Here is a 17,692-nt window from a genome sequence, read left to right on the forward strand (position 1 = left end):
TCGTGATGTACTTGCCCGCGTGGAACTCCTGCACTCCGGCAAGGTCCGGGACGTCTACGCTGACGGTGACGATCTGATCCTGGTCGCCTCGGACCGGTTGTCGGTCTACGACGTGATCCTGCCGACGCCGATTCCGGACAAGGGCAAGCTGCTGACCGCGCTTTCGCTGTGGTGGTTCGAGCAGGTCGCCGACATCGTCCCGAACCACATCATCTCCGCCACCGACGTACCGGCGGAGTTCGCCGGCCGGGCCATCCGGGTCCAGCGGCTGGAGATCGTGCAGGTCGAGTGCATCGCCCGCGGCTACCTGACCGGTCTGGGCCTCAAGGAGTACGAGCGCACCGGCGCGGTCTCCGGCCTCGAACTGCCCCGTGGCCTGGTCGAGGCGTCGATCCTGCCCGAGCCGATCTTCACCCCGACGACGAAGGCGCCGCTCGGCGAGCACGACGAGTTCATCACCTTCGCGGACGTGGTCGACAAGGTCGGCGCGGAGACGGCGGAACGGCTGCGGCAGATCACCATCGAGGTCTACTGCCGGGGCGCCGAACTCGCCGCCGAGCGCGGCATCCTGGTGGCCGACACCAAGCTGGAATTCGGCTGGGCACCCGACGGCACCCTGGTCCTCGGCGACGAGCTGCTCACCTCCGACTCGTCGCGGTTCTGGCCGGCGGAGTCGTACCAACCGGGTCGGGGGCAGTTCTCCTTCGACAAGCAGTACGTCCGCAACTGGGCGGTCAGCACCGGCTGGGACAAGCAGGAGCCCGCGCCCGAGGTGCCGGCGGAGGTCATCGACGCGACCCGCGCCCGCTACGTCGACGTCTACGAACGCCTCACCGGCCGCACCTGGTGAGCGGCTGTCCGGCGGCGCAGGTCGCCGGTCAGTCCTCGACCCAGTTGAGGGTGCGGGCGACCGCCTTGCGCCAGTTGCGCAGCTCCCGGTCCCGGTGATCCGGATCCATCGCCGGCTCCCAGAGCGCGTCCTGCCGCCAGTGGCCCCGAAGCGTCTCCAGGTCCGGCCAGAAGCCGACGGCCAGGCCAGCCGCGTACGCGGCACCGAGACAGGTCGTCTCGGTCACCGCCGGCCGGACCACCGGTACGTCCAGTACGTCGGCGAGGAACCCCATCAGCAGCTCGTTGGTGGTCATGCCGCCGTCGACCCGCAGCCGGGTCAGCGGCACCGCCGAGTCGGCGTTCATCGCGTCCACCACCTCCCGGGTCTGCCAGGCGGACGCCTCCAGCACCGCGCGGGCCAGGTGCCCCCGGGTGATGTAGCCGGTGAGGCCGACGATCACCCCGCGCGCGTCGGCACGCCAGTGCGGCGCGAACAGTCCGGAGAAGGCCGGTACGACGTAGCAGCCGCCGTTGTCCTCGACGCTGCGCGCCAACTCCTCGATCTCGGGCGCGGTGGAGATCAACCCCAGGTTGTCCCGGAGCCACTGCACGAGTGACCCGGTCACCGCGATCGCCCCCTCCAGCGCGTACGTCGCCGGCTCGGCGCCGATCCGGTAGCCGACCGTGGTGAGCAGTCCGTGCCCGGAGACCACCGGCTCGGTGCCGGTGTTCAGCAGCAGGAAACTGCCGGTGCCGTAGGTGCACTTCGCCTCGCCCGGGGCGAAGCAGGTCTGACCGAAGAGCGCCGCCTGCTGGTCGCCGAGGGCGCTCGCCACCGGCACTCCGGCGAGCGGCCCGGTCGCCGTACCGTAGACCTCGGCGCTCGCGCGGATCTCCGGCAGCATCGCCGGGGGAATCCCCATCAGGTCGACCAGTTCCGGATCCCAGGCCAGGGTGCGCAGGTCCATCAGCAGGGTGCGACTGGCGTTGGTCACGTCGGTGACGTGCGCGCCGGTCAGTTTCCAGATCAGCCAGCTCTCCATCGTGCCGAAGAGGACGTCCCCGCGTACCGCCCGCTCGCGTAACCCGTCGACCTCGGCCAGCAGCCACATCAGCTTCGGCCCGGCGAAGTACGTCGCCAGCGGCAAACCGGTACGGGCCCTGATCCGCTCCTCGCCGTACGTCTCGTCGAGCTGTCTGAGCAGCGGCCCGGTGCGGGTGTCCTGCCAGACGACGGCGTTGGCGACCGGGCGGCCGGTGTGTCGGTCCCAGACCAGGGTCGTCTCCCGCTGGTTCGTGATGCCGATCGCGGCCAGCCGCTCGGGGCCGATCCCGGCGCCGTCCAGTGCCTCCTGGATCGCCCACCGTACGTTCGCCCAGATCTCCTCGGCGTCGTGTTCGACCCAGCCGGGCTGCGGGAAGTGCTGTCGATGTTCGCGCTGCGCCACCGAGACCGGGGTGCCGGTGGCGTCGAAGACCATGCACCGGGAGGAGGTGGTGCCCTGATCGATGGCGGCGACGTACTGCTCGGTCACCGCCGCACCGTACCGGTAAATGCCCCGTCCGTGCTGCCACCGCCGGTCGTCGCGGCCCGGCGAACACCGGGTGACGGTGGCGGAAACCTAGGATGCGAGCGTGCGTGACATCGCCGTCTTCAGCGGAAGTGCCCATCCTGAGCTGGCCGCCGAGATCTGTGCCCATCTCGGTGTCCCCCTGCACCCGGTCCGGGTCTCCCGGTTCGCCAACGACTGTCTGGAGGTGCAGCTCCAGGCGAACTGTCGGGAGCGTGACGTCTTCCTGATCCAGCCCCTGGTTCCTCCGGTCCAGGAGAACCTGGTCGAGTTGCTGCTGATGCTCGACGCGGCCCGGGGTGCCTCGGCGGGCCGGATCACCGTCGTGCTGCCGCACTACGCCTACGCCCGTTCGGACAAGAAGGACGCGCCGCGGATCAGCATCGGCGCCCGACTCGTCGCCGACCTGCTGGTCTCGGCCGGCGCCGACCGGGTGCTGGCCCTGACCCTGCACTCCCCGCAGGTGCACGGATTCTTCAGCGTGCCGGTCGACCACCTGCACGCGTTGCGTGAACTCGCCGACCACTTCAAGCGGTACGACCTGACCGAGACCGTGGTGGTCTCGCCCGACCTGGGCAACGCCAAGGAGGCGGCGGCCTTCGCCCGGATGCTCGGCACGCCGGTCGCCGCCGGGGCGAAGCAGCGGTTCAGCGACGACCGGGTGCAGATCAGCGCGGTGATCGGCGACGTGGTCGACCGGGACGTGATCGTGTTGGACGACGAGATCGCCAAGGGCAGCACGATGATCGAGCTGATGGACCACCTGCGGGAGCTGAAGGTCCGCTCGATCCGCCTTGCCTGCACCCATGGCCTCTTCTCCAGCGACGCCTTGGAGCGGCTCAGCCAGCAGGACGGCGTACTGGAGATCGTCTGCACCAACACGGTGCCGATCCCGATGGCGAAGCGGGTGCCGAAGCTGCAGGTGCTCTCGGTGGCGCCGGCGCTGGCCGAGGCGATGCGCCGGATACACAACGGCGAGTCGGTCAGCGCGCTCTTCAGCTGACCGGCGGTGGGCCCTCGCCGCCGGGGTCGGCCGGCCGAGGGCGGTCGGGCGGCGGGTGGTCGCCGGTGAGACGGGCGGTGATCCGTACGGTGGTGCCGGCGGGACCCGTCTCCACCGCCATCTCGTCGCTGAGTCGGCGGGCCAGCCAGAGTCCCCATCCGCCCGCGCTCTCCGGTCCGGGGCGACGGCGATCCGCCAACCGGTCGGCGCCGATGCCGGTGCCGTGGTCGGAGACCTCGCAGCAGACCGCCCCGGTCGCCGGCCAGAGCCGCAGGCGTCCCTGACCGCCGCCGTGCAGGACGGCATTGGTGATCAGCTCGTTCACGACGAGTACGAAGTCGTCGAGGCGTTGGCCGGCCAGTCCGGACGCCTCGGCGTGGGCGGCGACCGAGTGCCGCAGCGCGGTGACCTGTTCCCGGTGGAAGGTCTCGGCGAGCAGCGGGGCGGTTCCTCCGGCCGGCAGGGAGGGCTCGACGGGCAGCACGGGATGCGGCGTGCGGGGTGCGCTGCTGGTCATGGTCGGCTCGCCATCGATCGTCAGATGCTTTATGGCTTTTCCACCTTACGCCGGGTTACCCGGCCGCCCTCGTACGACTCGGCCCTGGCTCGGCCCGGACTCGGCCCGGCTCGACGTGGATCGGCTGTCGCCGGAGCGGGGGACTGCCCCCGGCCGCCCCGTGTGGCATGGTCGGTCGGTGTCGGAGAGGTCGATCGCGCAGCCGTCCGGAGGGTTCCAGACACCGCTCTGGCGGGCGATCGTGGTCTTCCGGTTCGCCTCCCTGGCGTACGTCGTCGTGCTCGTCGGGCTGAACCTGGACGAGTACGCCCACCCGGTGGCGGCGGTGCCGGTGCTGGTGTCGATGACCGTGTGGACCGTCTTCGCCAGCTACACGTACGCCCGGCCGGCCCGTCGGCGCTGGCCGCTGCTCGTCACCGACCTGCTGGTGGTCATGGCGACGCTGCTGGCCAGTGTCGGGGTGGCGGGGCAGGCCGCGTTGGCCTCGGGCGTGCCCACGCTCGCGGTCGCGTGGCAGGGCGGCCCGGTGCTCGCCTGGGCGGTCACCGGCGGCCGTCGGCGCGGTGCGGTCGCGGCGCTCATCCTCGGCGGCACCGACCTGTTGATGCGGGACCAGGTCATCCAGGCCACCGTGAACGGGGTGATTCTGATGCTGCTGGCCGGGATCGCGGTCGGGCACGTCGCCCGGCTCGCCACGACCGCACAGGAGCGGCTGCAACGTGCCACGGAGTTGGAGGCGGCGACCCGGGAACGGGAACGGCTGGCCCGGGGAATCCACGACTCGGTGCTCCAGGTGCTCGCCCTGGTCCAGCGGCGCGGTGCGCACCTGGACGGGGAGGCCGGTGAACTGGCCCGGCTCGCCGGTGAACAGGAGGCGGCGCTGCGGTCCCTGATCGCCACCAGGGGGCCGACCCGTGGTGCCGCCGACCCCGACGGGGCGGAGACGGACCTGCGTACGCTGCTCGGCGGTCACGCCTCGGCGGCGGTCTCGATCGCCATGCCGGCCACCCCGGTGCGGCTGCCCGGTCATGTGGCCCGTGAGGTCGTTGCGGCGGTGGGTGCGGCGTTGGACAACGCCGTACGACACGGTGGCGGGCGGGCCTGGGTGTTGGTCGAGGAGGAAGCCGGCGTGGTGACCGTGTCGATCCGGGACGACGGCCCGGGGATGCCGGTGGGTCGGCTGGCGGAGGCGGAGAAGCAGGGGCGGCTGGGGGTGGCCCAGTCGATCCGGGGCCGGGTCGCCGAGGTGGGCGGCAGCGTACGGATCGTCAGCGCCCCGGGACAGGGCACCGAGGTCGAGCTACGGGTGCCGGCGCAGCGCGGCTGAGCTGCCGGCCCAGCCTGGGTGAGCTGCCGGCCCAGCGTGGGTGAGCCGGCCTTGCTGCTCGTTCTAGGGTGGGCGGATGAGCATGGGCACCCCGATCCGGGTGATGGTGGTGGACGACCATCCGATGTGGCGTGAGGGGGTCGCCCGGGACCTGACCGAGGCGGGTTACGTCGTCGTGGCAACCACCGGAGAGGGGCGCCAGGCGATCCGGATCGCCGCCGCGACCCGGCCCGACGTGGTCGTACTCGACCTCCAGTTGCCCGACATCTCCGGCGTCGAGGTCATCGACGGCCTGATCGGCCGGGTGCCGGGCATCCGGGTGCTGATGCTCTCCGCCAGCGGAGAACAGCAAAGTGTGCTCGACGCGGTCAAGGCCGGCGCCACCGGTTATCTGATCAAGTCGGCCGCCCCGGCCGAGTTCCTGGAGGCCGTCCGGCGGACCGCCGCCGGCGACGCCGTCTTCACTCCGGGGCTTGCCGGGCTGGTCCTCGGCGAGTACCGCCGGCTCGCCGCCGCACCCGAGCCGACCGAGGAGGACGGCACCCCCCGGCTCACCGAGCGGGAGACAGAGGTGCTCCGGCTCGTCGCCAAGGGGCTGTCGTACAAGCAGATCGCCGAGCGGTTCGGCCTGTCGCACCGTACGGTGCAGAACCACGTACAGAACACGCTGGGCAAGCTGCAACTGCACAACCGGGTCGAACTCACCCGTTACGCCATCGAGCAGGGCCTGGGCGACTGACCCGTACTCAGGGCGGGGGCTGGGTCAGGCCGGGCTGCCGGTCGCCGGGTGGTTCGGTCTCGTGGACGGCGAGTTCCTCGGCCGTCGGGCCGCCACCGGCGGAACCCGCGTCGGCGGCAACCGCATCGGTCTCCACGTCGTCCCGGGCACCCTGGTCCTGTTCCACCAGCCGCCCCACGGTCTTACCGGTCGGGCCGCCCAGGTTGCCGTGGTCGTAGATCGACACCGCCGAGGCCGGATCGGAGGTCGGGCCGGGGTCGATCACATCCGCGTCGAACTGGGCCTGGGCAGCGGCCTCCTCGCTGTCCGCCTCAGCCGCGATAGCCGGATCGACCGGCCCGGCGAGCGGATCGTCGACGGGGGTCTCGGGCTGCTCGCGCGCGATCTTGTAGTCCACCGACTCGCCGTCGAGCTGTTCCTGGGCGGTGTTGCCGAAGCGGTCCACCGCCTGGGGCCTGTCCGCCGGGAGCGCGGCCGGTTCGCGACCGTCGGCCTCCCGGCCGGTGGCGACGTCGTCCCAGGCGGTCGAGTCGTCGTCGGCGGTGTCGGGCAGGCCCTCGGCCTCCGGATCGGCGAGGGGTACCGGGTAGTCGTCATCGCGCATACCGACGGAACTACCCGTTGACGTCCCCGCGTAACCGCCGGCTGCCGCCCGGTGTCCGGCTGGACGTTCCATCCGACCTGACCGTGAGCCGGGTGGTTCGTGCCCAGATCGCCTTATCCGCTGACCGCAGCCGTGGACGAGGCGATCACCGCCCTACCCATTCCACAGTGGATCGGGACGGGCCGGGGAACCGCGCTCCCGAGGTGGCGCTCGGCGTACCCCTTGGTGCGCCACGCCCGGCACGGGCCGGAACGCGCCCTTCGTGCCGGTCACGGCCGGACCGCGCGGACCGGTCCGCACCGGGAACGCTGCGCGTTTCGGGGTACGACCCGGCCGATCGTCCGGTACGTCCGACCGGCCGGTCCCGCAGGCGGCCCGCCCCCGAACCGAGTTGGGAGGTTTCGGCTCCGCGGGGCCTGGTTAACGGGAGACTCTGATCGGAAGCCCGTTGGCCCGGCCACCAGGGGTGTCGTGCCGCCACCGGAGACCAGCCCGGCCAGCCTGCCGCTGGCCCCGCCGCCCTGATGGAGGTAGCCCGATGCGCGTCGGCCTGGTCCGCGCACACGCTGGTCCCGCCGGTCCGTCCAGTACGACGACCGGCACCCAGCAGCATGTGGCGCGGGTGGCCGCCGAACTCAGTGGCAGGGGCCACGACGTACGGGTCTACGAGCGACGGGAGGACCCGGAACTGCCGTCGACCACCGAGACCGACGGCTACCGGCTGGAGCGGGTGCCGGTCGGCCCGTCCACCCGGGCGGCGACGGCCAGCCTGGTGCCGTACGTGCCCGAGTTCGGGCGCTGGCTGATCGAACACTGGTCCGGCGAATGGGCGCCCGACGTCGTCCACGGCCACTTCTGGATCGGCGGTTTGGCCGCGGCGAGCGCGGTACGGGAAACCAGCATCCCGGTCGTGCAGACCTTCCACTCGCTCGGTGTCGAACAACTTCGCCACCTCGGTCGGGAGTACACCGGACCGGGTGAGCGGATTCCGCTGGAGCGGGCCCTCACCCGGGCGGTCGACCTCGCGGTGGCCCAGTCGACCGACGAGGTGAACGAGCTGACCCGGATGGGGCTGGACCGGGCCGCGGTGACGGTGGTCCCGGCCGGCGTCGACATCGACCGCTTCACCCCGGACGGCGACGCGGAGCCGCGCGAACGACGGTCCCGGATCCTCTCCGTCGGCGGGCTGGCGCCGGGACACGGACAGGAGGACCTGATCCTGGCGCTCCGGTTGATCGGGGACGCCGAACTGGTCATCCTCGGCGGTCCCCCCGCCGACCAGGTGGACCAGTACGGCGAGGCACGTCGGTTGCGCGAACTCGCCGTACAGACCGGGGTCGGCGAGCAGGTACGCCTGGTCGGCGACGTACCGCACGAGCAGATGCCGGCCTGGTACCGCTCCGCGGACGTGGTCGCCTGCACCCCGCGCTACGCGGCGGCCGGGCGGATTCCGTTGGAGGCGATGGCGTGCGGGGTGCCGGTGGTCGGCTACGCGCTCGGTGGGATCGCCGACACGGTGGTGGACGAGGTGACCGGACGGCTGGTCCCGCCCGGGGACGTACGCGCGCTCGGCGTGACCCTGCGCCGGCTGCTCAGCGACGACGCCCGGCGGTTCGCGTACGGGCACGCGGCAGTGGACCGGGTGCGGTGCAGCTACACCTGGGAACGGACCGGGGGCGCGTTGGAGCGGGTCTACGAACGGGTGGTGCGCCTGCGCCGCCCCGACGTGGAGGTGTAGGCGACCGGCGTTAACAGGGGGCCCTTCCTATACAAAAAGCGATAAGAAGGGGCCCTTCCTTTCCGCTGGGGCTGGGGTTCGGCGTAGCGGGTGAGGGCGCAGACGGAGAGCAGGGTGACCAGGAAGCCGACGACGGCCAACCACTCACGCCCCGGCCAGACCCGGTCGTCGAGCAGCAGCAGCCCGACCACGGCGGCCGGCAACGCGCCCGCGGCGTCCATCGCCGCCACCGCGGCGGTGGTCGACCCCCGCTGCATCGCCAGGCCGAGCAGGAGTTGGCCGACGATCGAGTGGGCGACCAGCAGGTAGAGCAGCGGGTCGCGGACGAAGTCCCCGAACGACTCGGCCGAGGCCAGCGGCCGGGCGGCGACCGCCGCCGAGGAGAAGGCCAGACCGGCCAGGGCTCCCAGCGCCACCGACCCCGGCGCCCCGCGCAGGCGCACCGCGAAGAAACCCAGTGCCCCGACCACACCGAGCACGGCGGCCAGTGTGACCACGGCGGCTGGCCCGAGCGGCCGGGACTGGGCCGGTCGGGCGGCCAGCACCAGGGCGGTGATCCCGCCCAGGAGGAGCACCAGCAGGACCACCTCGGTGACCGGCAGCCGCCAACGGAGCAGTAGCACGCCGAGGAGCGCGGTGACCCCCAGGCCGGCGGCGACCGCGGCCTGGACGAGATACAGCGGCAGGTCCCGGCGGGCCAGGAAGGCGAGCGTGAACCCGAGCATCTGGCAGCCCAACCCGAGCAGGTAGGTGCGCTGGCACGCCAGGCGCAGCAGCAGCCCGGCATCAAAGGTGTGGTGCAGTGTGGTCCGCGCCGCCGCCACCGACTGGAGCAGGTTGGCCACACCGTACGCGGCGATCATCGCCGCAAGGAAGTACCAGCCCGCAGAGACCATCCGGCGAGGATAGAGGTTGCCGGTCCGGGCGGCGGGAGGCGGTCGGCCGGCTCCCGCAGCGGAACAATCGCCCTGGTGAAGGGGCTGTTACGGGTTGAGTCGGCGTAACAGGTCGTCGTGGAGGAGCCCGTTGCTGGCCACGGCGTTGCCCCCGGCCGGGCCGGGTCGGCCGGCGAGGTCGGTGAAGGTTCCGCCGGCCTCGGTGACGATCGGGATCAGCGCCGCCAGGTCCCAGAGCGACAGCTCCGGTTCCACCATGACGTCGACCGCCCCCTCGGCCACCAGCATGTAGCCGTAGAAGTCGCCGTACGCCCGGCTGCGCCAGCCGCCCTGGAGCAGGTCGAGCATCGCCGACAGCCGCCCGTTCTCCGCCCAGCCGTCGAGCGACGAGTAGCAGAGGCTGGCGTCGGCGAGGCGGCCCACCCCGGAGACCTTGATCGGGGTGGCGGCGGCGGTGTGCCGACCGGCGTACGCGCCGTGTCCGGTCGCGGCCCACCAACGTCGACCGAGCGCGGGGGCGGAGACCAGTCCGACGACCGGCTGGTCCCCTTCCATCAGGGCGATCAGCGTGGCCCAGATCGGCACCCCCCGGACGAAGTTCTTCGTGCCGTCGATCGGGTCGATGACCCACTGCCGGGTGCCGTTTCCGGCAGCCGGCGCGGCGGTGCCGTACTCCTCGCCGAGCACGCCGTCGCGGGGACGGGTACGGGCCAGCGTGGCCCGGATGGCCCGCTCGACCGCCTGGTCCGCGTCGGTCACCGGGGTGAGATCGGGCTTCGACTCGACGTGCAGATCCTGCGCCCGGAACCGGGCCGTCGAGATCGAGTCCGCCGTGTCGGCGAGCACGTGGGCGAGGGACAGGTCATCCGCATACCGGGCCATGGCCGGAAAGGTAGCCGACATCCGGGTCCGACGCGATCTAGGACCGCCCCTCCGCGTGGCGCCGGCCACCGGTCCGGCGTGTCCCCGGTCCCGCCCGGCCATTCGTTCCCACCGGCTCCGTCCCCGGCTCCCGGTCCGACGCGGCTACTCGGTCTGGCGCGGCTACTCGGTCTGGCGCGGCTACTCGGTCTGGCGCGGCTACTCGGTCTGGCGCGGCTACTCGGTCTGGCGCGGCTACTCGGTCCGACGCGGCTACTCGGTCTGGCGCGGCTACTCGGTCTCGCCGGCCCGGGAGGCGAGCAGCCGGCGGTACGACGCGAGCCGCCGCTCGTCGGCGTGCCCGGCGGCCACCCAGGCGGGTAGCGCACAGTCGGCCTCGGCGGCGGTGTGCTCGCAGTTGGGCGGGCAGTTGACTGTCCCCTCGACCAGGTCGGAGAAGCCGTGCAGCAGGCTGTTGGCGGAGACGTGGGCGAGTCCGAAGCTCCGGATGCCGGGGGTGTCGATGATCCAGCCGGCGGCACCGCTCCGATCCGGTCCGGTGCCCGGCAGCGGTGGCAGGTGCAGCGCCACCGCGCTGGTCGAGGTGTGCCGGCCTCGGCCGACCGCGCTGACCGTGCCGACCGCCCGGTCGGCCGCCGGCACGAGCCGGTTGACCAGCGTCGACTTTCCCACGCCGGAGTGGCCGACCATGACCGAGATCCGGTCGCCGAGCAGTTGGCGCAACTCGGTCAGGTCGGCGTCCGGGCGGAGCAGCACGTACCGCAGATCCAGTTCGGCGTAGTAGTCGAGCACCTCGGCCGGGCTGGCCAGGTCCGACTTGGTCAGGCAGAGCAGCGGCGAGATGTCGGCGTCGTACGCCGCCACCAGGCAGCGGTCGATGAAACCGGTACGCGGTGGTGGGTCGGCCAGCGAGCTGACGATGACGAGTTGGTCGGCGTTGGCGACCACCACCCGTTCCAGTCGGCCCTCGGCGGTGGTCTCGTCGTCGTCGGCGGTACGTCGCAGCACCGAGCGCCGATCGTCGATCCGGACGATCCGGGCGAGTGCCCCGTCCCGGCCGGTGGTGTCGCCGACCAGGAAGACCCGGTCCCCGACCACCACAGACTTGCGCCCCAGTTCACGGGCCCGCATCGCGGTCACCAGCGCCGGCCCGTCCGCTCCGCCCTCGGGTACGCCCGGTCCCTCGTCCCGGTCCAGGTCGATCAGCACGCAGATGTAGCGGCCACGGGCGACGGAGACCACGAAGGCGGGAACGGCGTCCTCGTGCCGGGGACGGGTGCGCGTACGTGGCCGTGACGAACGCCCCGGTCGGATCCGGACGTCCTCCTCGTCGTACTCCCGCCGCTTGCCGGCCAGCTCGACTCCCTCGGTTGCGCCGCGACCCCCGCCACGGACCGGTCCGCCGGGCCGCTACCGCTCGCTGCCGCCCGCCACCATCGCTGACCATAGTGCCGGGAACTCCGGCAGGGTTTTCGAGGTACACCCCACGTCGTCCAGTTCGATCCCCGGCACGGTGAGGCCGATCACGGCGGCGGCGTGTGCCATCCGGTGGTCGGCGTAGGTCCGGAAGGTCCCCCCGTGCAGTGGACGTGGGTGGATCTCCAGGCCGTCCGGGGACTCGATCACGTGGGCGCCGAGCGTGGTGAGTTCGTGGGCCAGTGCGGCCAGCCGGTCGGTCTCGTGACCTCGGATGTGCGCCACGCCGTACAGCCGGGACGGGCCGTCGGCCACGGTCGCGAGCGCGGCCAGCACCGGGGTCAGTTCGCTGACGTCGGAGAGGTCCGCGTCCAGGCCCTTGACCACCCCGGTACCGCGTACGGTCAGCCCGTCGGTGTCGAGGGTGACCTCGCCTCCCATCCGGCGCAGCAGCGTACGGAGCGTGTCGACCGGTTGCAGGCTGCTGTGCGGCCAGTCGGTGAGGGTCACCGAACCACCGGTCACCAGGGCGGCGGCGAAGAACGGGACGGCGCCGGAGAGGTCCGGCTCGATGTCCCAGCCGCGCCCGGAGAGGCGGCCCGGTTCGACCACCCAGACGTCGGGCGTGGTGTCGTCGACGGCGGCACCTGCGGCGCGCAGCATCTGCACGGTCATCCGCAGGTGGGGCGCGGAGGGGACCGGGGGACCGACGTGGCGGACCGTGACGCCGTGGGTGAACCGGGGCGCGGCGAGTAGCAGCCCGGAGACGAACTGGCTGGAGGCGGAGGCGTCGATCCTGACTTCGCCGCCGGCCACCTCGCCGGTGCCGTGCACGGTCAGTGGCAGGCCGCCGCCGGGTCCGGCGTCGATCCGCATGCCGAGGGCACGCAGCCCCCCGAGCAGCGGCCCGAGCGGGCGGGTCCGGGCGACCGGATCACCGTCGAAGGTGACCGGGCCGTGCGCCAGCCCGGCCACCGCCGGCGCGAAACGCATGATCGTGCCGGCCAGGCCGACGTCGATGTGGGCCGGGCCGCGTAGCGGGTTGGGCCGGATCAGCCAGCGTTCCTCTTCGACGGTCGAGACCTGGGTGCCGAGGGCGCGCAGCCCGGCGGCCATCAGTTCGGTGTCGCGGGCGCGCAGCGGTCGGCGGAGGGTGGACGAGCCGACCGCGACCGCGCTGAGCACGAGGGCCCTCGCGGTCAGCGACTTGGACCCGGGGAGGGTGATGGTTGCCGTCACCGGGTCGGAGGCGGTCGGGGCGCTCCACGGCTGGGCGGGACGGGTCGCGGTCAGATGTGCCACCCGTACATTCTGCCGCGCCGGGTGTGGTCCCCGGCCTCGGCGGTCCGGGCGCTCTCGCCTGCCGGGACGGGCCGTTCTCGGTCGCCTCGGACCGGTCTACCGGTTGATCTTCGCAGCTCGACGGGTCGACGTCGCGGGGCGGCTCGTTTCCGTCGGACGGGCTAGCGTGGATGTCATGTGTGGGAGGTACGCGACAACCCGAAGCGCCGCGGATCTGAGTCAGCTTTTCGAGTCGTACGACGAAACGGGCGGTCGGCTCGCCGCTGATTACAACGTGGCGCCGACCGATCCGGTGCCGATTGTCCGGATCGGCGCCGGTCACGGGAGGTCCGGTTTCCCTGACGACGAAGCCGGGGTTGGCGGGCGGGACCGGGACGGGGCGACCGACGACGGTGCCCAGCGTGTCCTTTCGCTCGCCCGCTGGGGTCTGGTGCCGGCCTGGGCGAAGGACGCCCGGGGCGCCGCGCGGATGATCAACGCGCGGGCCGAGACGGTGGCCACCACCAACGCGTACGCCCGTTCGTTCGCCCGCCGACGCTGCCTGGTCCCGGCCGACGGCTGGTACGAGTGGGTCCGCCGGGACGGCGGCAAGCAGCCCTACTTCATGACCCGGGCCGATGGTGGCCCACTCGCCTTCGCGGGCCTCTGGTCCGTCTGGAAGGGCCCGGACGGGCCGCTGACGAGTTGCAGTGTGATCACCACCTCGGCCATTGGCGAGTTGGCCGACGTACATGATCGGATGCCGTTGTTGCTGGACCCGGAGCGCTGGGGCGACTGGCTCGACGGTGGGGACTCGCCGACCGACCTGCTCGCGCCGCCGACGCCCGAACTGCTCGCCGGAATCGAGATCCGTCCGGTCGGTCGGGGGGTCGGCGACGTACGTAACGACGGCCCGGATCTCGTCGCCCGGGTGAGCGCGCCGCCATTGCGTACGGGACCCGAGACGGCCGACGAATTTACGCTTTTCTGAGCGTCGCCCTCCGTATTGGCGCGAGCTGATTTGCCAGAGTTAGGGGTGAATCGTCGCCCTGGACTTCGCGCAGGTTCTCCACAACCCCTTGTCTCCGCCAGCAATAGTGCGATAGAACACAGCGCCGGCAGTGGGTACGGATTCGCACCGGGCGGGTGAGGCCCACCGATCATGCCGGTCCCACGGGGGAGGTGGGTGGATGACACGGGCGCGCATGCCACGCCCGCACGAGGTTGCCGCGGCACGACGAGACCCGCGATTGTTGCGGGCGGTGGCGGAGCGGCAGCTTGATGATGCCTGGCGAACCAGAGGCGTCTGCCAGAGCGTGGATCCGGAGACATTCTTTCCGGCACCGAGTGAACCGGCTGATGCGGCGGTGGCACTTTGCCGTACCTGCGACGTGCAGGGCGCGTGTCTGGCCTGGGCACTGGAGGTGGGCGACTGCCACGGCGTCTGGGGCGGCACCACGCCCCGGGAGCGCCGGGCCATGCTGGTGGCCTGGCGGGGCCAGGTGCAGCGTGATCCGGACGCGGTGGTGGACGAGAACGGTCCGCCGGTACGGGACCGCTTGTTGACGCTGGTGCCGCTGAGTCGCTGAGCTACAACCGGGCGCGGTGCCGGCGGGAGCAGAATGGCCGGATGTTCCGTGGTGACCAGATCGTCGACACCCCCAGAGGGCCCGCGCGGGTCGACCTCGACCCGCCCGACATCGGCTCGCCGGTCGGTCTCCTGGTGCTGGGGCACGGCGCCGGTGGTGGCGTCGACGCGCCGGACCTGATCGCCCTACGTGACCAGGCAGTCGCTTCTGGTGTCGCCGTCGCCCGGGTCACCCAGCCGTACCGAGTGGCCGGGCGACGGGCACCGGCACCCGCCGGGCAGCTCGACGAATGCTGGTCGGCGGTCGTCACGACGCTCACCGAACAGCTTCCGGAGGTGCCGCTGGTCGTCGGTGGGCGCTCCAGTGGCGCGCGGGTGGCCTGCCGGGGTGCGGTGGCGCTCGGTGCCGCCGGAATCGTGGCGCTCGCCTTTCCGCTGCATCCGCCCGGGCGACCCGAGCGCTCCCGGGCGGCCGAGTTGTCGACCGGGGTGCCGACCCTGGTGCTCAACGGTGACCGCGATCCGTTCGGTGTGCCGTCGGCCGGTGCCGGCGTGGAGGTGGTCCTCCGTCCCGGTGAGGGGCACGACCTGCGGAAGGATCCCGTGGGCACGGCCTCGCTCGCGCTCGCCTGGCTACGTGGTCGGGGCTGGGCCCGCTGACGGGCACCCTGACCTCATTTTGACCGTCCGCTGACCGGGCCTTGCGCCGTTTCCCCGGCGGCGGGGAGATCGTTGCAACTCATGATGCCGGCCACCCGAGGGACCGCACCGGTTCGTGGAGTTCGGGACCGGCGTCATCCTCCCAGGCCCTTCCTGGTCCCTGCCGTGGCCGCCCCAGCCAAGGGTTGCCGGCCGGGACCAGGGATGGGGCCCGGATCACCGGAATGCCCCAGCGGTCGCCGAGCGTTACAACTCCCGGAAGCTACTCAGGCGAGGGGGTTGACCTGTGCCGACCGAAACACGGAGTCCGGCGCACGCCGAGCACGACACCGGGCCGCATCGGCAGGTGCGTGGCCCAGGGGCGGGACGGATGGCACGTGAACTACGCCCGGTGAGCACCGGCACGGCCGGAACCCGATCTGCGGACGGAGCTTTCCGCGTATCCTCGGCGGGAAAGTCGACTCGTTCGGTGGCGTCGTTGGCGTCTTCTGAACTGGTCCTGAGCCCGTCCCGGCCGTCCGTCTCCGGCCGATCCCGGGATGGGCGACCGAGGCGGGGGGACGTGCGGTTGACACGACCGGACAAGGCTACGGACGAACGTCGGGCGCGGTTCGAGCGGGACGCGCTGCCCTTCGTCGATCAGCTCTACGCGGCCGGTCTGCGGATGACCCGTAATCCGGCTGACGCGGAGGATCTGGTCCAAGAGACCTATTTGAAGGCATATGCGGCTTTTCACCAGTTCGAAGAGGGAACCAACCTCAAGGCCTGGCTCTACCGCATTCTGACCAATACGTACATCAACTCGTACCGGCGCCGGCAGCGTCAGCCGATCCAGGCACCGACCGAGGAGATCACCGACTGGCAACTCGCCGAGGCGGAGTCGCACACGTCGAGCGGCCTGCGGTCGGCCGAGACCGAGGCGCTGGACCGGTTGCCGGACAGTGACGTCAAGCAGGCGCTACAGCAGTTGCCCGAGGAATTCCGACTCGCCGTATATCTCGCTGATGTCGAGGGCTTCTCCTACAAAGAGGTCGCGGACATCATGGGAACGCCCATCGGTACGGTAATGTCCCGGCTGCACCGGGGTCGGCGTAATCTGCGCAAGCTTCTTGAGCGTTACGCCGCGGACCGGGGTTTCCATGCGGCTACGACGTCCAAGGACTCCGCCGCAGCCGGCCGGGAGGTGTAGGACCGTGAGTTGCGGTGAACCACACGAGACCGATTGCCGTGAGGTGCTCGCCGAGGTGTATCTCTACCTCGACCTGGAATGCGCCGACGAGCGACGGAGCCTGATCCGTGAACATCTGGACGACTGCACCGGATGCCTGCGCGAGTACGGCATCGAGCAGGAGGTGAAGGCGCTGGTCGCCCGTTGCTGCGGCAACGAGACCGCGCCGACGGAGTTGCGTGAGCGGCTCCGGCTCCGGCTCACCGAAATTGTCTTCGAGACCGAGCAGTCCCGGGAGTACCTTCCCGACTGACCGGCGTGCCCCGTTGGGGCATGCCTGTGTCCCGCGCGGGCCCTGGTCCAGGGCCCGCAGCGGGACCGCCGAGCATCCTCCGCCGGCTGGCGGAGTGGAGCGTCGGTCAGGAGTTGGGGCGCTTGCCGTGGTTGGCGGCGCTCTTCTTACGAGCCTTCTTCTTGCGAGACTTCTTCGCCATGCTGGCCTCCCGTCGGACAGGTTCTCCCGGGACCGGGAGTTGACCCGATGATGTTAGTCCGCCCCGCCGTGGTCCCGGCGCGGGCCGGCTCATGATTGGATACCGTTCGCATGCAACACCGCGCCGACGAGGGAGGGCATCACCATGGCCGAGGAGATTCGCGCCGAGATGGTGGCGAACGTCTGGAAGGTCGTCGCCAACGCCGGCGACACCGTTTCCGAGGGCGACACGCTGGTGATTCTCGAATCCATGAAGATGGAGATCCCGGTGATCGCGGAGTCTGACGGCGTGGTCCGGCAGCTCGCGGTCAACGAGGGTGACGTGGTGCAGGACGGTGACCTGATCGCGGTCATCGAATGAGTGGCCCGCTCGTCCGACCGGCGGCGCCGGCTGATTTCCCGGCGATCGCCCGACTGACCGTGTCGGCGTACCAGGCCAATGGTCAGCTCCACTCGGCCGGTGGTTACGCCGACACACTGAAGGACGTCGCCGGGCGGGCGAGCGCGGGCGAGCTGCTGGTCGCGGTCGACCCGGTGACCGGGGAGGTGCTCGGGTCGGTGGTGTTCCTGCTGGCGGGGACACGGCTCGCCGAGGTCTCCCGGGACGGCGAGGCGGAGTTCCGGATGCTCGCGGTCGACCCGACGGCCCAGGGCCGGGGCGTCGGCGAGGCGCTGGCCCGTGCCTGCGTGGACCGCGCGGTCGAGTTGGGGTTGGGCGCCGTGGCGATCTGCGTACGCGACTTCGTCGAGAACGCACAGCGGCTCTACGCCCGACTGGGCTTCGCCCGTGTTCCGGAGCGGGACTGGAGCGCGGGGCCCGACATCCGGCTGCTGGCGCTGCGCCTCGACCTCGCCACGGCGCCGAGCGTGGTGCCGACCGCCTCCTAGTGTCCTGAGTCAGAAGTAAGTAGGCAGTAGGCTGGTGGGGTGCCAGATCCGACGCTGCCGCCGTTGACGTTGACCGATGAGGACCGTCGC

Annotated in this window: 19 protein-coding genes and 1 pseudogene; 12 read left to right on the forward strand and 8 right to left on the reverse strand. The window is 71.6% G+C overall.

The genetic code is table 11. The features are described 5' to 3' along the window. The first annotated feature begins 19 nt into the window (after window positions 1-19). Entirely contained in the window at window positions 20-850 is an 831-nt protein-coding gene (locus tag ACIBF5_RS27840) for a phosphoribosylaminoimidazolesuccinocarboxamide synthase (RefSeq protein ID WP_396815841.1), read from the forward strand. Between the two features lie 28 nt (window positions 851-878). Here the strand turns inward: ACIBF5_RS27840 and glpK are convergent, their stop codons facing one another. Further along, window positions 879-2,366 carry a glycerol kinase GlpK gene (glpK, locus tag ACIBF5_RS27845; protein WP_396815842.1) on the reverse strand — a complete coding sequence of 496 codons (1,488 nt, stop codon included), beginning with the start codon at window positions 2,364-2,366 and terminating at the stop codon, window positions 879-881. A 100-nt stretch (window positions 2,367-2,466) separates the two neighbouring features. Between glpK and ACIBF5_RS27850 the strand changes: the two genes are divergently transcribed. Continuing rightward, complete coding sequence (locus ACIBF5_RS27850; RefSeq protein ID WP_396815843.1) at window positions 2,467-3,405, forward strand: ribose-phosphate diphosphokinase; 939 nt, start codon at window positions 2,467-2,469, stop codon at window positions 3,403-3,405. Here the strand turns inward: ACIBF5_RS27850 and ACIBF5_RS27855 are convergent. Then, entirely contained in the window at window positions 3,398-3,922 is a 525-nt protein-coding gene (locus ACIBF5_RS27855) for an ATP-binding protein (RefSeq protein ID WP_396815844.1), read from the reverse strand. The genes ACIBF5_RS27850 and ACIBF5_RS27855 overlap by 8 nt on opposite strands. A 178-nt stretch (window positions 3,923-4,100) precedes the next feature. Here ACIBF5_RS27855 and macS point away from each other — a divergent pair, with 178 nt between their 5' ends. Together macS and ACIBF5_RS27865 are read left to right on the forward strand one after the other, a co-directional pair. Next, a complete protein-coding gene (macS, locus tag ACIBF5_RS27860) occupies window positions 4,101-5,249 on the forward strand; it encodes a MacS family sensor histidine kinase (RefSeq protein ID WP_396815845.1) in 1,149 nt (382 codons plus the stop codon). Window positions 5,250-5,325: 76 nt separating this feature from the next. Then, entirely contained in the window at window positions 5,326-5,988 is a 663-nt protein-coding gene (locus ACIBF5_RS27865) for a response regulator (protein ID WP_396815846.1), read from the forward strand. A gap of 7 nt (window positions 5,989-5,995) precedes the next feature. On the opposite strand, the gene ACIBF5_RS27870 is transcribed toward ACIBF5_RS27865, so the two are convergent. Further along, window positions 5,996-6,592: a DUF5709 domain-containing protein gene (locus tag ACIBF5_RS27870; RefSeq protein ID WP_396815863.1), complete on the reverse strand. Its 597-nt coding sequence runs from the start codon at window positions 6,590-6,592 to the stop codon at window positions 5,996-5,998. Between the two features lie 538 nt (window positions 6,593-7,130). Here ACIBF5_RS27870 and ACIBF5_RS27875 point away from each other — a divergent pair. Beyond that, a complete protein-coding gene (locus ACIBF5_RS27875) occupies window positions 7,131-8,330 on the forward strand; it encodes a glycosyltransferase (protein WP_396815847.1) in 1,200 nt (399 codons plus the stop codon). Here the strand turns inward: ACIBF5_RS27875 and ACIBF5_RS27880 are convergent. The 4 genes and pseudogenes from ACIBF5_RS27880 to aroA all read right to left on the reverse strand — a co-directional run bounded on the left by ACIBF5_RS27880 (window position 8,285) and on the right by aroA (window position 12,826). After that, on the reverse strand, window positions 8,285-9,226 hold the full coding sequence (locus ACIBF5_RS27880) for a hypothetical protein (RefSeq protein ID WP_396815848.1): 942 nt from the start codon (window positions 9,224-9,226) through the stop codon (window positions 8,285-8,287). The two genes, ACIBF5_RS27875 and ACIBF5_RS27880, sit on opposite strands and share 46 nt — an antisense overlap. 87 nt (window positions 9,227-9,313) lie before the next feature. Beyond that, complete coding sequence (gene hisN / locus ACIBF5_RS27885) at window positions 9,314-10,108, reverse strand: histidinol-phosphatase (RefSeq protein WP_396815849.1); 795 nt, start codon at window positions 10,106-10,108, stop codon at window positions 9,314-9,316. Window positions 10,109-10,356: 248 nt separating this feature from the next. Then, window positions 10,357-11,422, reverse strand: a pseudogene (rsgA, locus tag ACIBF5_RS27890) (ribosome small subunit-dependent GTPase A); the annotation flags it as partial. 96 nt (window positions 11,423-11,518) lie between these two features. Then, a complete protein-coding gene (aroA, locus tag ACIBF5_RS27895; RefSeq protein WP_396815850.1) occupies window positions 11,519-12,826 on the reverse strand; it encodes a 3-phosphoshikimate 1-carboxyvinyltransferase in 1,308 nt (435 codons plus the stop codon). A gap of 175 nt (window positions 12,827-13,001) precedes the next feature. On the opposite strand from aroA, the gene ACIBF5_RS27900 reads away from it, so the two are divergent. The 5 genes from ACIBF5_RS27900 to rsrA all read left to right on the forward strand — a co-directional run bounded on the left by ACIBF5_RS27900 (window position 13,002) and on the right by rsrA (window position 16,534). Further along, a complete protein-coding gene (locus tag ACIBF5_RS27900) occupies window positions 13,002-13,796 on the forward strand; it encodes an SOS response-associated peptidase (RefSeq protein WP_396815851.1) in 795 nt (264 codons plus the stop codon). A gap of 199 nt (window positions 13,797-13,995) precedes the next feature. Beyond that, window positions 13,996-14,394 carry a WhiB family transcriptional regulator gene (locus ACIBF5_RS27905; protein ID WP_396815852.1) on the forward strand — a complete coding sequence of 133 codons (399 nt, stop codon included), beginning with the start codon at window positions 13,996-13,998 and terminating at the stop codon, window positions 14,392-14,394. A gap of 41 nt (window positions 14,395-14,435) precedes the next feature. Beyond that, window positions 14,436-15,053 carry an alpha/beta family hydrolase gene (locus ACIBF5_RS27910; protein WP_396815853.1) on the forward strand — a complete coding sequence of 206 codons (618 nt, stop codon included), beginning with the start codon at window positions 14,436-14,438 and terminating at the stop codon, window positions 15,051-15,053. Between the two features lie 286 nt (window positions 15,054-15,339). Next, window positions 15,340-16,242 carry a sigma-70 family RNA polymerase sigma factor gene (locus ACIBF5_RS27915; protein WP_396815854.1) on the forward strand — a complete coding sequence of 301 codons (903 nt, stop codon included), beginning with the start codon at window positions 15,340-15,342 and terminating at the stop codon, window positions 16,240-16,242. Window positions 16,243-16,246: 4 nt separating this feature from the next. Then, window positions 16,247-16,534 carry a mycothiol system anti-sigma-R factor gene (gene rsrA, locus ACIBF5_RS27920; RefSeq protein ID WP_396815855.1) on the forward strand — a complete coding sequence of 96 codons (288 nt, stop codon included), beginning with the start codon at window positions 16,247-16,249 and terminating at the stop codon, window positions 16,532-16,534. Window positions 16,535-16,640: 106 nt separating this feature from the next. Here the strand turns inward: rsrA and ACIBF5_RS27925 are convergent, their stop codons facing one another. Beyond that, the gene (locus ACIBF5_RS27925; protein ID WP_369814844.1) at window positions 16,641-16,715 is read right to left on the reverse strand and encodes a 50S ribosomal protein bL37; all 75 of its coding nucleotides are present in this window, start codon (window positions 16,713-16,715) and stop codon (window positions 16,641-16,643) included. Window positions 16,716-16,853: 138 nt separating this feature from the next. Between ACIBF5_RS27925 and ACIBF5_RS27930 the strand changes: the two genes are divergently transcribed. Together ACIBF5_RS27930 and ACIBF5_RS27935 are read left to right on the forward strand one after the other, a co-directional pair. Continuing rightward, complete coding sequence (locus ACIBF5_RS27930; RefSeq protein ID WP_396815864.1) at window positions 16,854-17,075, forward strand: biotin/lipoyl-binding carrier protein; 222 nt, start codon at window positions 16,854-16,856, stop codon at window positions 17,073-17,075. Beyond that, window positions 17,072-17,602 (forward strand): GNAT family N-acetyltransferase, encoded by a 531-nt coding sequence (locus ACIBF5_RS27935; RefSeq protein ID WP_396815856.1) that lies wholly within the window; start codon window positions 17,072-17,074, stop codon window positions 17,600-17,602. The genes ACIBF5_RS27930 and ACIBF5_RS27935 overlap by 4 nt, the downstream gene beginning before the upstream one ends. Window positions 17,603-17,692: the final 90 nt, after the last annotated feature.

Source organism: Micromonospora sp. NPDC050417, assembly GCF_044458865.1.
Lineage (GTDB): Bacteria > Actinomycetota > Actinomycetes > Mycobacteriales > Micromonosporaceae > Micromonospora_G.